Consider the following 13558-nt stretch of genomic DNA (forward strand, 5'->3'; position numbering starts at 1 on the left):
TCCCGCGTCACCGGTGCTCGGGCATCGGGCGCAGTGCGACCGCGGACCGGCGCGCGCGCGGGGCGAACCTGGCGGTGACCATGGCCCGCAGGATGCGGGTGCCGTCGCGCGTGGCGTTGAGGTGCGAGTCCCCGGTGAGCCGCGGCATCTCGATGCTCGGGATCTCGGCGATCCGCAGACCGGCGAGTGCCGCGTGCCCGAGGATCTGGGACTCGATCTCGAAGCCGTCCGCGGTCAGCGCGAGCTGCGGCAGGCACGAGCGCCGGAACGCGAGGTACCCGTAGCACAGGTCTGTCCAGTGCACCCCGAACAGCACGTTCGCGAGCTTGCACAGAGCGGCGTTGCCCAGCAGGCGCACGGTGGTCAGGTCGTGCGAGCCGCCCCCGCAGGCCAGCCGCGAGCCCTTCACCAGGTCGAACCCCACGGCGATCATCGACGTGAAGACGTCCACCTCACCGGGGTCCATGCTCCCGTCCGCGTCCATGATGACGACCACGTCACCCGTGGCCACGTCGAAACCCGCCCGGAGCGCGTCGCCCTTGCCGCGCGGGCGGCGCTGGACGACGGTGATGTCCGGTCTGATCCCCCGGGCGATGTCGACGGTGCCGTCCGCCGAGAAGCCGTCCACGAGGACGATGTCCTCGAACGCATCGAGCTGCCGCAGCACCGTGGCGATGTTGCCCGCCTCGTTCAGGGTGGGGATGACGATGCTCGTGGTCAGCTGGGGCTTGCGCGGAGACACCGGGTGGGCCTCGACCAGGGCCGCCTCCAGTCTCAGCTCGTGACCGTGTCCGTCCCGCTGCGTGGGGACGACCACCGACTGCCCGGCCCGTGCCGTGGCCGGGTCGTGGTGCGCCGCGTTGCCGTTGCCGTTGCCGTTGCCGTTGCCGTTGCCGTTGCCGTTGCCGTTGCCGTTGCCGTTGCCGTTGCCGTTGCCGTTGCCGTTGCCGTGCCCGTCGGCCTCGACGCCGTTGATGAACCGATCCACCGGTAGCCCCCTCCAGAACCTCTGCTCTTACCTCCCGGCCCGACGGCCGGTCGCGACGGCTCGCGAAGGCAACCCGCTGATCCCCCCGGACATGCACGACTGACCCTGGTCAGGTGTGTCCGACTGGCACCCTTGCCGGTGTCGTCGGCAGGAACTCCCGCCCCCGCGGCCTCCGCTTCCCCTTGCCGCGTGACGAGCCCGCACCCGCGAACTCGTCCCTACGAGCATGCGTGCGGACCCCGCAAGTTCTCAATGGTCAGAAGCGCTCATTGAACGCAAAGAATCTGGCCGGCGAACACGGGGTGAACGCGACTCCGATGTCCGACATCTCCGATGACAACGGGACGTTCGCCCCGCGGTCGACGCAGTTGCGCCGTTTCCGGTGACTAGTCCCCTCGGTGGGTGGCGCCGCCGGGCCACCACGCCGACAGCGTGAGTCAGCCGACGGTGACCTGGTCGCCCTCGACCGAGACGGTCTTCTCCGCCAGCGGGGACGGCGCGGGCCCGTCGACCACCGACCCGTTCTCGATGGAGAACATGCTGCCGTGGCAGGGGCAGTTGATGGTGCCGTCCGTGACGCTCCCGACGATGCAGCCCTGGTGGGTGCAGACAGCGGTGAACGCCTTGAACACACCCTCGGCCGGCTGGGTCACGACGACCTTCGCGTCCTTCAGGATCGTCCCGCCGCCGACGGGTACGTCGGCGGTGCTGACCCTGGCCCCGCCGGAGGCCGACCCGCCCGTGGACTCGCTGCCCGCGACGTCGCCGCCGTCGGAGCCGCAGGCCGCGAGCAGCGGCAGTGCGAGGCCGCCCACGGCGGCGCCCCGAAGCACCCCGCGACGGCTGAGGTCGTGACCGGACGGGTCGTGCGGTGTGCGGTCGCTGGTGCCCTGGGTCATGGTGGTCTCCTCGGCGATCAAAGGTTGAACCTCACAGTACCGCCGGCTACCCCGCCTCCGGGCCCCCGCCGAGGTGCCGGGTCGCTGCCGGCACCGTCAGTGGCAGCTGCTGCTCCCCCGGTCGGTGAACCGCCCGACCGCCTCCGGGACGAAGCGCCAGTCGTAGGCGCCCGGGCGCAGGGTCAGCTGAAGGACGCCGTACGTCGACCGGTCCCGCACCTGGCTGGTCCGCAGTGGCGGACCGAAGCCGTAGTGCGCCCGGCCGCCGGTGCCGACGGTGAACTGCCGGATCCCCTGCCGCTCGTCCCGGACCCCGGTCGGGGTCTGCGGGGCGAACCGCTCGTAGACGTGCTCGTCCCCGGCCGCCACGACGTCCACCCCGCCCTCGTCCATGGCCGTCCAGAGGTCCAGCAACGCCGACCGGTTGCCGTGCACCTCACCGGAGCTGAACCGGGGCTCGTGCATGAGTGCGACGGTGCACCGTGCCGGGTGGGCGGCGAGGTCCTCGCGGAGCCACTGCTCCTCCTCGGACCCGGCGTCGCAGCCGCCGACGTTGACGCACTCGCTGTTCAGCACCACCACGTGCCACTCCCCCAGCTCGTAGCTGAAGAAGCCCGTGGAGTCGGCGGGCCGACCCCAGTAGCCGAAGAACCCGGCGGCGTCCGGGGTGTTGTACTCGTGGCTGCCGAGCACCGGCACGGTGCGCGACCGGTGGCGGCCCCACGTCGGGTCGTAGCACTCGGCGAACTCCGTGGTGGACCCCGCCGGGTAGGCCAGGTCGCCCAGGGGCGCGACCACCCCCCGCAGCCGGTCGAGCAGCAGCGCGGTCGCCTCGTCGCCGTAGGTGTCGCAGCCCGCGATGCCGCCGGCGAGGAGGAGCACCGGCGGCGCCTCCGCGTCGACGGTGAAGGTGGCGGGCGCGCTGCGGCCCACCACCCCCTCGCCGTTCACCTGCTCCGCCTGGGCGGTGTAGGTGCCGCTGCCGAGCGCGGAGGGTGCGCGGACCGAGAACGTTCCGGTGGCGGAGCTGGTCGTCGGGACGGTCAGGAGCGGTGAGCCGGTCACCTCCGGCCCCTCGTACACCGAGACCACGACGGAGGTCGAGTCGACGTCCGACGTGCTGGCGACGCCCCCGAAGTTCGGCCGCGCGTCCATGGTGCTGCCGGCGGTCGGCGTCATCAGGTCGACCTGGGGGCCGCCGGCGTCGACGTGCTGCCGCAGGGTCTCCGAGGACAGCGCCCGGTCGTACACGGCGACCTCGTCGAGGTCACCGGCCCACCAGTCGTAGTTGCCGGCCGTGCCGAGGTGCAGGGTGTTGTCCGTGACGTCGAGGGGCGCGGTCTGGAGCGCCGAGGCACGCTGCTCGCCGTTCACGAACACCGTCATCACCGCGCCGTCCCAGGTGGCGGCCACGTGGGTCCACCGACCCGGAGACACCAACGCCGGCTGGGTGGTCGCCTCGGTCGTGGAGCGTCCCTTCCAGGTCCGGAACACCACGGCGCCCGTGCCGTCGACGCGCAGCATGTACTGCCCGTCCTTGCGGAGGACGGTCGCGCTGTCGGTCGGAACGGTGGCCGGCCGAACCCACGCCTCCACGGTCATCCCCTCGGTGAAGTCGAAGTCGCCGGCGTCGTCCTGGACCCAGACGTCGCCGTCGTACCCGTTGAACCGGGCGGCGCGCGAGGGGTCACCGGCCACGGCGCCCGCCACCCCGAGCTCGACGTCGCCGAAGTAGGTGCCGTCCGTGTTGGTCTGGCTCTCCGCGTACTCACCCCGGAGCTCGCCGAACCGCCAGTAGCCGACGGGGTCGTCGGACATCACGAGGTTCCGGTAGCGAGCCACGACCGGCGTGCTCGCCACCGTGAACGTCGACGAGTCGCTGAGGCCGAGGTTGCCGGCCTCGTCGCTCTGCTCGACCCGGGCCGTGTAGGTGCCCGGGACGAGAGGCGAGGGGGCCGTCGTGGACCAGATGCCGCCGCCCGCGGTGGCGCCCCAGGAGAGCAGCGCAACCCCGGCCGCCTGCTCGCCGGAGTAGACCCGCACGGTCACCGAGGACTGGTCTCCCCCGGAGGTACCGGCTCCGCCGGAGAACGACGGGGTCTGCTGCGTGCCCGTGCTGCCCTCGACCGGCTGCTCCAGTGAGACGGCAGGAGGCTCGCTGTCGGTGGCCGACCGCCCGCGGTCGCCAGGCAGCAGGAAGAGAGGTACCAGCGCGAGCCCGAGAGCCGCAGCGGCGACGCGGGCGGCGGTGGGCGTGCGGACGAACCGGGCGATCAGGTCCCGCGGACGCGAGCCCGGCTGCGACTGCGGCCCGCCCGCGGGCGTCGCCGGTACGTGCTCGTCGCTGTCACCCACCATGTGCAGCCCCTCCCGGGACGAGCATGCGCCGGACTCCGGCGGCGGGCAACCGGACTAATCCGGGACCGTTGCGCCCGGTCGGGCGGGCGGGGCAGGCCCGTCCGGAAGGGCTACGTGGTGCTGGTCCGCCTGGTCGTGGCCTGCTTGGTGGCCTTCTTCGCCGCGGTCTTCTTCCCCGCGGCCTTCTTCGTCGTCGCCTTCTTCGCGGTGGCCTTCTTCGCGGTGGCCTTCGTGGTCGTCCCCGACCCGGCCTGCTTGGCGGCGACGACGCACCTCGACTTCGCCACGGTGGCGGCGCGGCCCTCGAGCAGCGGCGCGAGGAACTGGCCGGTGTAGCTGTCGCCGTTGGCCGCGACCTGCTCCGGGGTGCCCTCGGCGACGACCAGGCCACCGCGGCTGCCGCCCTCGGGTCCCATGTCGACCAGCCAGTCGGCGGTCTTGATCACGTCGAGGTTGTGCTCGATCACCAGCACCGTGTTGCCGGCGTCGACGAGACGGCCGAGCACCAGGAGCAGCTTGCGGATGTCCTCGAAGTGCAGGCCGGTGGTCGGCTCGTCGAGGACGTACACGGTGCGGCCGGTGGACCGTTTCTGCAGCTCCGCGGAAAGCTTCACCCGCTGGGCCTCGCCGCCGGACAGCGTGGGCGCGGGCTGGCCCAGGCGGACGTAGCCGAGGCCCACGTCGACCAGGGTGCGCAGGTGCCGCGAGATGGCCGGGATCGCCTCGAAGAAGTCGACCGCCTCCTCGATCGGCATGTCGAGGACCTCGGCGATCGTCTTGCCCTTGTAGTGCACCTCGAGCGTCTCGCGGTTGTAGCGGGCGCCGTGGCAGACCTCGCACGGCACGTACACGTCGGGCAGGAAGTTCATCTCGATCTTGATCGTGCCGTCGCCGGAGCACGCCTCGCAGCGGCCGCCCTTGACGTTGAACGAGAACCGGCCCTGGAGGTATCCGCGCATCTTCGCCTCGGGCGTGGACGCGAACAGCTTGCGGACGTGGTCGAAGACCCCGGTGTACGTCGCCGGGTTGGACCGCGGGGTGCGGCCGATCGGCGACTGGTCGACGTGGATCACCTTGTCCACGTGCTCGACACCGGCGATCGTCCGGTGCCGGCCCGGGACGGTCCGGGCGTTGTAGATCTGCTTGGCCAGCGAGGTGTACAGGATGTCGTTGACCAGCGTGGACTTGCCGGAGCCGGACACCCCGGTGACCGCGACGAACATCCCGAGCGGGAAGGCCACGTCGACGTTCTGGAGGTTGTGCTCCTTGGCGCCGATCACCTTCAGCTCGCGGCCCGGGGTCCGGGGGCGTCGTACCTCGGGGACCGGGATCTCCTTGCGTCCGGAGAGGTACATGCCGGTCTGGGAGTCGTGGTGGTTCAGCAGCTCGTCGACCGTGCCCGAGACCACGACCTGGCCACCGTGCTCGCCGGCACCGGGGCCGATGTCGACCACCCAGTCGGCGACCCGGATGGTGTCCTCGTCGTGCTCGACGACGATCAGGGTGTTGCCGAGGTCCTTGAGCCGGACCAGCGTCTCGATCAGCCGGTGGTTGTCGCGCTGGTGCAGGCCGATGGACGGCTCGTCGAGGACGTAGAGCACCCCGACCAGGCCGGCGCCGATCTGCGTGGCGAGCCGGATCCGCTGCGCCTCACCGCCGGACAACGAGCCCGAGGGGCGGTCCAGGGAGAGGTAGTCGAGGCCGACGTCGAGCAGGAAGTTGAGCCGCTCCTGGATCTCCTTGAGCACCCGCTCGGCGATCTGCCGCTCGCGGGGCGAGAGCTCGAGGGTGCGCAGGAACTCCGCGGTCTCGTTGATCGGGAGCGCACACACCTCGGCGATGTTCTTGCCGCCCATGGTCACCGCCACGGACACCGGCTTGAGGCGGCTGCCGCGGCAGGTCGGGCAGGGCACCTCGCGCATGAAGCCCTCGAACCGCTCGCGGCTCGTGTCGGACTCCGCCTCGCGGTGCCGCCGCTCGATGTACGGGCGGACACCCTCGAAGGAGGTGTAGTACGAGCGCTCGCGGCCGTAGCGGTTGCGGTGCCGCACGTGCACCTTGGTCGGGTGCCCGTCGAGGATGGACTTCCGGGCCTTGGCCGGGATCTTCTCCCAGGGCGTGTTCAGGTCGAACCCGAGCTCGTCGCCGAGAGCGCCGAGCAGCCGGGTGAAGAAGTCGAACACGTGGGCGCCGGACCAGGGGCCGATCGCGCCCTCACCCAGCGTCGCGGACGGGTCGGCGATCACCAGCTCGGGGTCGACCTCCATCCGGGTGCCGAGGCCGTGGCACTCGGGGCAGGCGCCGAAGGGCGAGTTGAACGAGAACGAGCGCGGCTCGAGCTCCTCGAAGGACAGGTCGTCGTGGAGGCAGGCGAGGTGCTCGGAGAAGGTCCGCTCGCGGTGCTCGTCGTCCTCGGGCAGGTCGACGAAGTCGAGCGTGACCAGGCCCGAGGACAGGCCGAGTGCGGTCTCCACCGAGTCGGTGAGCCGACGCTTGGCGGACTCCTTCACCGAGAGCCGGTCGACGACGACCTCGATCGTGTGCTTCTTCTGCTTGTCGAGCTTCGGCGGCTCGGTCAGCTGGTGCGTCTCGCCGTTGACCCGGACCCGGGAGAAGCCCTGGGTCTGGAGCATGCGGAACAGCTCGACGTACTCCCCCTTGCGACCGCGGATCACCGGCGCGAGCACCTGGAAACGGCTGCCCTCCTCGAGCTCGAGGACCCGGTCGACGATCTGCTGCGGGGTCTGCCGGGCGATCGGCCGGCCGCACTTGGGACAGTGCGGACGTCCCGCGCGGGCGTAGAGCAGGCGGAGGTAGTCGTACACCTCGGTGATCGTGCCGACCGTCGAGCGAGGGTTCTTCGAGGTCGACTTCTGGTCGATGGACACCGCGGGCGAGAGCCCCTCGATGAAGTCAACATCCGGCTTGTCCATCTGGCCGAGGAACTGGCGTGCGTACGCCGACAGCGACTCGACGTACCGGCGCTGCCCCTCGGCGAAGATCGTGTCGAACGCGAGGCTGGACTTACCCGAGCCGGAGAGGCCGGTGAAGACGATCAGGGCGTCGCGGGGCAGGTCGAGGGAGACGTCCTTGAGGTTGTGCTCCCGGGCACCCCGGATGATCAGCTGGTCGGCCACTGCTTCCCTCGTGAGTCGTCGTGTGGGGCCCGCCGTCGTCCCGGACCGCTGTGTTCGAACAAGTGTTCGCCATCCTATCGGCTAGCACAAGACGGGGCATCGGCGGATGATGGGGGCCATGGAGACCTCCACGTCGATCCCCCATCTAGTCGAGATGGTCGTCGCCACCACACGGTATCTGGGAGCGCTGACAGAACTCGACGACGACGACATGCGGGCACCCTCGCTGCTGCCCGGCTGGTCCCGTGGTCACGTCGTGACGCACCTCGCACGCAACGCCGACGCCTTCTGCAACCTGCTGCACGGGGCGGAGAGCGGGGAGGAGCGCTCCATGTACCCCTCCCGCGAGCAGCGTGACGCCGACATCGAGGCGGGCGCGGGCCGCTCGGCGCACGACCTGCGGGTGGACTCCTCCGCCTCGTGCGGGCGGCTGCTCCAGGCGATCAACGAGCTCGACGTGAAGCACGAGGACGCCCTCGTGTCCGGCGCGGCGGGCGGTTCCACCTTCCCGGCGCGCGACATCGCCCTGCGCCGGCGCATCGAGGTGGAGGTGCACCACGCGGACCTCGACCTCGGTTTCACCCACCGCGACTGGGACCCGGCCTTCGCCGACGTGCTCGTCGAACGGGTCAAGGACGACCGTGCCGACGGGCCCGCGATGGTGCTCCGCGCCACCGACACCGGCGGGCTGTGGAAGTACGGCGTCCAGGGGCAGGGCCCGGAGATCACCGGCCGTGCCTGCGACCTGGCCTGGTACGTGCTCGGCCGCGGCGACGACGGCGCACTAGGGTCGGACGCGGACACGCTTCCGGACCTAGGACGATGGAGATGACCTGCTGATGACCTACCGGGGCAAGGTGAGGCCGGGCGGTGCCCCGGACGTGCGGGACCTCGCCAACCTGTCGATCACCAAGATGTCGGTCGGCGACATGGACAACAACGCCTACCTCCTGCGCTGCCAGCGCACCGACGAGCAGGTGATGATCGACGCCGCGAACGAGCCCAACCGCCTCCTCTCGCTCATCGGCGCGGACGGCCTGGCGCGCGTGGTCACCACCCACCGCCACGCGGACCACTGGCAGGGCCTCGCCGCCGTCGTGGAGGCCACCGGTGCGGAGACGGTCGCCGGCGCGGACGACGCACCCGAGATCCCGGTGCCCATCACCCGCCCGGTGCTGCACGGCGACACGGTCGCGGTGGGCGACTGCGAGCTCGAGGTGATCCACCTCGTCGGGCACACCCCCGGCTCGATCGCGCTGCTGTACGACGACCCTTCCGGCACGCCTCACCTGTTCACCGGCGACTCGCTCTTCCCCGGCGGCGTCGGCAAGACGTGGTCCGCGGCGGACTTCAAGACCCTGCTCGACGAGGTGACCACCAAGCTCTTCGACCGGCTGCCCGACGAGACCTGGTTCTACCCCGGCCACGGGGACGACTCCACGCTCGGCGAGCAGCGCCCCCACCTCGACGAGTGGCGCGCCCGCGGCTGGTGAAGGGTGATGGACGGCTTGCGCTGTGCCAGCACGGCTTGCGCGACGAGCTGCGGAACCACCATCAGGGCCCGGTGAAGACCATCGCGGAGCTCGGCAATGGATCAATGCTCCCATCCGCCGCGGGACCTCCGGCCCTCCACCGCGCGCCGCCGGTCTGTCGAGACTGGGTGCATGACCTCCCACCCCCTGCACCTCCCCCGCCCCGGCGCGGACCGGGCAGCCTTCGGTCTGGGCGTCCTCGCCGCACTCCTTCTCCTGCTGTTCGCGACCGTCGTCTGGGCGTCCTGGGTCCATGACGCCAGCTTCACGGTGGGCATCTGGCAGGTGGTGCTGTTCGTCGCGCCCTGGGTGGCGCTGCTCGCCTCGGTCGGGGCGGTCGCAGGGGGCCGGCTGGCGGGTGGCTCCCTGGGCCGGGCCGGGTTCTGGCTGGGGATCACCACGCTGGCGCTGACCGGCGCCTGGCTGGGCCTCGTGGTCTCCTTCGTCTTCGCCGAGATCGTCACCCCGCACTAGGCACCCCAGGATCGGGCGATCCCCGGACGTGCACGACATATCGGCTCTACCGTCGGTGGCATGGGGAAACTACCGATGCTGTTGCTCACCGCCGTCGTCGCGGTGGTGTTCGGCTTCCTGGGGTCGTTCGGGGCGGTCGCCGTGTACGGCGAGAACCTCAAGGGGACGCAGGGCGAGACGGGGCTGCAGGGCCCTCCGGGTGAGAAGGGCGAGCGGGGCACCGACGGCGCTCCCGGCGAGGACGGGAAGCCGGGTCGTCCCGGCAGGCCGGGGAAGCCGGGCAAGGACGCCAAGGCACCCGAACCGCGCACCTACGACCTCGGCACCACCGGCTGCGCCGGCCGTGCGATGGAGGTCGTCACGGACGTCACGCTCGTGCGCCAGGAGGTCCGGGTGTCCAAGAAGACGGTCTGCGTCACCGAGTGACACCGGCGCCGCGGCCGGTCGGTCCGTGAGCATCTCGAGGAGCCGGCCGCGCACCGGGAAGTCGCGCCGCGCTCGACCAGGGCGGGCAGTGCGGCTGCTCGATGGTGGTCGTGCCCTGCCCGGGCCGCGTCAGCGGACGTCCCGCTGGAACTGGTACTCCCGGCCCAGCGCCTCGTAGCCGAGCGCCTCGTTCACGCCGATCATGTGGTCGTTGGACTCCATGTTCCACGTGTCGACGGTCTCCAGTGCCGGCTCCTCGTCCGCGAGCCAGCGCATCATGTCCGCCTTCAGCAGCAGCCCGAGCCGATGCCCGCGGTGCGCGCGCACCACGGCGGTGTCGTGCTGATCACCGATCCACGGACGCTCGGACTCCACGGCCACGACCGTGTGCCCGGCCAGGGCGCCGGTCTCCTTGTGCCGGGCGACCACCCGGTACATCCGGCGGCCGCGCAGCTCCTGAGCCCGCTCGTAAGCGACGATCCGCTCCGTCGGGAAAACCTCGTCCTCGAGGTCGAGGTCGTCGGTCGGGGCGTCGTTGATCGCCGCGGTCATCTCCGCGACCGCGTCGAGCAGGTGCTCGGGGGTACGCCCCGTGATGCGAACCAGCTCGTACGCCCCGGCGTGGGCCAGCGCGTCGTCGTACAGGGCGCCGACCCGAGCGCGGTCCACCTTCGCCAGGGTCTGCCGCCGGTTGATCGCCGCGCCGCGGCGGGGCAGTCCGTGCCGCTCCGCGAAGCCGTGGGTGCCGGGGAGGTCCCAGCCGTCACAGCCGATGCTGGTCCGGCCCAGCTCGCGGACCCGGTCCTCGGCGAAGCCGAGCAGCTCGCTGCCCCGCCCCGCGCGCCTCAGCTCCGGGTGCACGCAGACCCCGGTCCACGCGAGGTGCAGGTTGTCCCACTCGCTGGTGTGCACCGTCACCCGGCCCACGAGCCGGTCGGACTCCCACGCGGCGTACGTGACCGGGACCTCGCCGTCCCAGCCGTGGCGCAGCATCCCGGTGAGCACCGCGGGCGTCATCGGGTGCAGGAACGGCGCGTCGACCGCGTTCACGGCGTTGTCGAGCGCGACGACGGCGCCGACGGTCTCGGCGTCGTCGGGGGTGAACTGGCGTATGTCCATGAGCCGAGGATGCTCCCGGCGCGCCCTCCGCCGCGAGGGGTTTTCCCGCGCCGGCGTCACCTCTGCGCGGCCAACACTCCCGTGTGCCGCAATCGCCCCGACTTCAAACCTCTGTCTGGTCAACCAGCCACAGGGAGTTGCCGGACCTCTGGGGGCGTTCGTAGCCTGGTCGGGCCCTGCCACTCCGGCGGGGCGCTGTGCCGGTGGGACGCCGAGTCCTGTCCGCCCCCGGCCAGGTCGTTCGACACCACCCGCGGACAGGAGCGGGGGACCCACGATCCACGGTTCCCCGGAGCGGCTCGACCCGGCGCACGCGCGCCGGACGACGTCGCAACGGAGCAACCTCGGGGTGAAGCCCGAACGCCCTCACCGGCGCTCGGGCCGGGCACGACCTTCCGCCCGAACCCGACAGCTGACCTCGCAGGCGTTGGAGAGGTCTGGTTGTCATGCCCACACGCATGTTCCTGGCGACCCTCGTCGCCCTTCTTTCCGCCCTGAGCCCCGTGCTCGTCGCCTCCCCCGCCGAGGCCGCCTCGCTGCGCACCTGGAAGCGGTTGGCGAGCTGCGAGTCCGACAAGCGCTGGCACATCAACACCGGCAACGGCTACTACGGCGGGCTGCAGTTCAGCAGCTCGACGTGGCGGGCGTTCGGCGGCGGCAAGTTCGCCCGCAACGCCCACCGCGCCAGCCGCGACGAGCAGATCAAGGTGGCCGAGCGCGTCCGCCGCGCCCAGGGCTGGGGCGCCTGGCCGTCCTGCTCGCAGCAGCTCGGCCTGGGCTGACCCGCAGCACCTCCTCGGGGGTCGGCGGGCCGTGGCTACGCTGACGCCATGCCGCCGCACGAGGCCACCCCGCCGATGCCCGAGGACCTGCTGGCCCACGCCCTGAGGGCCAAGGGCTTCATGCCCGAGGACGAGGGCGCGCTGCTGTACGGCGTCGCGCTCGAGCGGCTCCCGCGCGGCCCGGCCCTCGAGGTCGGCACCTACTGCGGGAAGTCCGCGGTCTACCTCGGCGCGGCCGCCCGGGCCACCGGCGGGACCGTGTTCACCGTCGACCACCACCGGGGGTCGGAGGAGAACCAGCCGGGCTGGGACTACCACGACCCGACCCTGGTCGACCCCGAGGTCGGCCGGATCGACACCCTCGGCCACTTCCGCCGGACGATCGCGGCGGCCGGGCTCGAGGACGAGGTGGTCGCGGTGGTCGGCCGGTCCACGACGGTCTCCGCACACTGGCGCACGCCGCTGTCGCTGCTGTTCGTCGACGGCGGGCACACCGACGAGCACGCCGGGAACGACTACACCGGCTTCGGCCGCTGGGTCGCCCACGGCGCCACCATGGTGATCCACGACGTGTTCCCGGACCCCGCCGACGGCGGCCAGCCGCCGTACCGGGTCTACCTGCGCGCGCTCGAGAGCGGCGACTTCGTCGAGGCTGCCGCGCTCGGGTCGATGCGGGTCCTCACCCGGGTCCGCGGCGAGGCAGGCGACCCGGTCCGCTGAGCCCCCCGTCCGCGACGGGGAGGTCAGTCGGCGCGGGCGCCGGCCCGGAGGTCGTCCGCCGGCGCGCAGCCGCACTCGAGGCCGAGGTCGGTGAACCCGCTCGGCAGCGTGGCACCGCGGAAGATGTCCGAGCCCGGCGTGGTTCCCGCCAGCGCGTCGACCGCGAGCACCACCGCCGCCGCCGTCCACGTGCTGCACTCCTCCGGCCACCGGGCGTCGTCGGCGAAGACGTACCCGGTCCAGTACGACCCGTCCGGGTCGCGCAGGTGCTGCATGGCGTCGAGCTGCCCGAGCGCGCGGTCGCGCTGCCCGATCGCGTCGAGCGACATCACGAGCTCGCAGGTCTCCGCCCCGGTCACCCACGGGTGGTCGTCCACGCACCGGATGCCGAGCCCGTCGACCACGAAGTCGTCCCAGCGGGCGGCGATCCGGGCGGCCGCGTCGGCCTCGCGCACGGCGCCGCCGAGCACCGGGTAGTACCAGTCCATGGAGTACCGCGGCTTGGGGTCGAACAGGTCCTCGTGGGCGCGGAGCGCGTGCCCGAGGCGGCCGGCCGCCAGCTCCCACTCCGGCTGCGGGGCGTCGAGCAGCTCCGCGAGGGCGAGCCCGCAGGCGAGCGCGTGGTGGATGCTCGAGCTGCCGGCGACCAGCGCGGTGTCCGCGACGCCGCCGTACGCGTTGCGGGCCCAGGCGATCCCGCCGAAGGGCAGCTGGAGCGCGGTCACCAGGTCCAGCGCCGCGCGGACGACCGGCCAGGCGCGGCGTACGAACGCCTCGTCCCGGCGCACCAGCCAGTGGTGCCAGACCCCGACCGCGACGTAGGCACACATGTTGGTGTCCGCGCCGGCGTCCTCGACCACCCCGGCCACCGTCCGGATCGGCCACGTCCCGTCGGGCCGCTGGCTGGCGAACAGCCAGCCGTAGGCGCGCTCGGCCGCGTCCACCTCGCCGCCGACCAGCAGCGCCATCGCGCACTCGACGTGGTCCCACGGGTCCACGTGCCCGCCCGGGAACCACGGGATGGCGCCGCTCGGCTCCTGGGCGCGCGCGATCGCGGCCGCGGTGGCGCGCACGTCCTGCGGGCCGAGCAGCCCGGGCAGCGAGGGGATGGCGTCCGGCATGC

At 72.1% G+C, this 13558-nt stretch carries 12 protein-coding genes and 1 riboswitch; of the genes, 6 read left to right on the forward strand and 6 right to left on the reverse strand.

The window, feature by feature from the left end; translation table 11 throughout:
• Positions 1 to 7: 7 nt before the first annotated feature.
• The 4 genes from K1X13_RS01710 to uvrA all read right to left on the reverse strand — a co-directional run bounded on the left by K1X13_RS01710 (position 8) and on the right by uvrA (position 7382).
• Positions 8 to 988, reverse strand: coding sequence for a glycosyltransferase family 2 protein (locus K1X13_RS01710; RefSeq protein WP_221023315.1), 981 nt, complete (start codon positions 986 to 988; stop codon positions 8 to 10).
• A 437-nt stretch (positions 989 to 1425) separates the two neighbouring features.
• The gene (locus K1X13_RS01715; protein ID WP_221023316.1) at positions 1426 to 1887 is read right to left on the reverse strand and encodes a Rieske (2Fe-2S) protein; all 462 of its coding nucleotides are present in this window, start codon (positions 1885 to 1887) and stop codon (positions 1426 to 1428) included.
• A 96-nt stretch (positions 1888 to 1983) separates the two neighbouring features.
• Positions 1984 to 4245: a LamG-like jellyroll fold domain-containing protein gene (locus K1X13_RS01720; RefSeq protein ID WP_221023317.1), complete on the reverse strand. Its 2262-nt coding sequence runs from the start codon at positions 4243 to 4245 to the stop codon at positions 1984 to 1986.
• Positions 4246 to 4355: 110 nt separating this feature from the next.
• Positions 4356 to 7382 (reverse strand): excinuclease ABC subunit UvrA, encoded by a 3027-nt coding sequence (gene uvrA, locus K1X13_RS01725; RefSeq protein WP_221023318.1) that lies wholly within the window; start codon positions 7380 to 7382, stop codon positions 4356 to 4358.
• Positions 7383 to 7500: 118 nt separating this feature from the next.
• Here uvrA and K1X13_RS01730 point away from each other — a divergent pair, with 118 nt between their 5' ends.
• The 4 genes from K1X13_RS01730 to K1X13_RS01745 all read left to right on the forward strand — a co-directional run bounded on the left by K1X13_RS01730 (position 7501) and on the right by K1X13_RS01745 (position 9814).
• The gene (locus tag K1X13_RS01730; protein WP_221023319.1) at positions 7501 to 8214 is read left to right on the forward strand and encodes a maleylpyruvate isomerase family mycothiol-dependent enzyme; all 714 of its coding nucleotides are present in this window, start codon (positions 7501 to 7503) and stop codon (positions 8212 to 8214) included.
• 7 nt (positions 8215 to 8221) lie between these two features.
• Positions 8222 to 8875 (forward strand): MBL fold metallo-hydrolase, encoded by a 654-nt coding sequence (locus tag K1X13_RS01735; protein WP_221023320.1) that lies wholly within the window; start codon positions 8222 to 8224, stop codon positions 8873 to 8875.
• Positions 8876 to 9046: 171 nt separating this feature from the next.
• The gene (locus K1X13_RS01740) at positions 9047 to 9388 is read left to right on the forward strand and encodes a hypothetical protein (RefSeq protein ID WP_221023321.1); all 342 of its coding nucleotides are present in this window, start codon (positions 9047 to 9049) and stop codon (positions 9386 to 9388) included.
• A 60-nt stretch (positions 9389 to 9448) separates the two neighbouring features.
• On the forward strand, positions 9449 to 9814 hold the full coding sequence (locus tag K1X13_RS01745) for a collagen-like protein (RefSeq protein ID WP_221023322.1): 366 nt from the start codon (positions 9449 to 9451) through the stop codon (positions 9812 to 9814).
• Positions 9815 to 9943: 129 nt separating this feature from the next.
• Here K1X13_RS01745 and K1X13_RS01750 read toward each other — a convergent pair whose 3' ends face one another.
• Positions 9944 to 10933: a GNAT family N-acetyltransferase gene (locus K1X13_RS01750; RefSeq protein ID WP_221023323.1), complete on the reverse strand. Its 990-nt coding sequence runs from the start codon at positions 10931 to 10933 to the stop codon at positions 9944 to 9946.
• A gap of 306 nt (positions 10934 to 11239) precedes the next feature.
• Positions 11240 to 11375, forward strand: a riboswitch (cyclic di-AMP (ydaO/yuaA leader).
• Between the two features lie 4 nt (positions 11376 to 11379).
• Between K1X13_RS01750 and K1X13_RS01755 the strand changes: the two genes are divergently transcribed.
• Complete coding sequence (locus K1X13_RS01755; protein WP_221023324.1) at positions 11380 to 11715, forward strand: transglycosylase family protein; 336 nt, start codon at positions 11380 to 11382, stop codon at positions 11713 to 11715.
• Positions 11716 to 11763: 48 nt separating this feature from the next.
• Positions 11764 to 12435 carry a class I SAM-dependent methyltransferase gene (locus K1X13_RS01760; protein WP_225914491.1) on the forward strand — a complete coding sequence of 224 codons (672 nt, stop codon included), beginning with the start codon at positions 11764 to 11766 and terminating at the stop codon, positions 12433 to 12435.
• A gap of 23 nt (positions 12436 to 12458) precedes the next feature.
• Here K1X13_RS01760 and K1X13_RS01765 read toward each other — a convergent pair whose 3' ends face one another.
• Positions 12459 to 13556 carry a prenyltransferase gene (locus K1X13_RS01765; protein WP_221023325.1) on the reverse strand — a complete coding sequence of 366 codons (1098 nt, stop codon included), beginning with the start codon at positions 13554 to 13556 and terminating at the stop codon, positions 12459 to 12461.
• Positions 13557 to 13558: the final 2 nt, after the last annotated feature.

This window comes from Nocardioides jiangsuensis (genome assembly GCF_019679455.1).
Lineage (GTDB): Bacteria > Actinomycetota > Actinomycetes > Propionibacteriales > Nocardioidaceae > Nocardioides_C > Nocardioides_C jiangsuensis.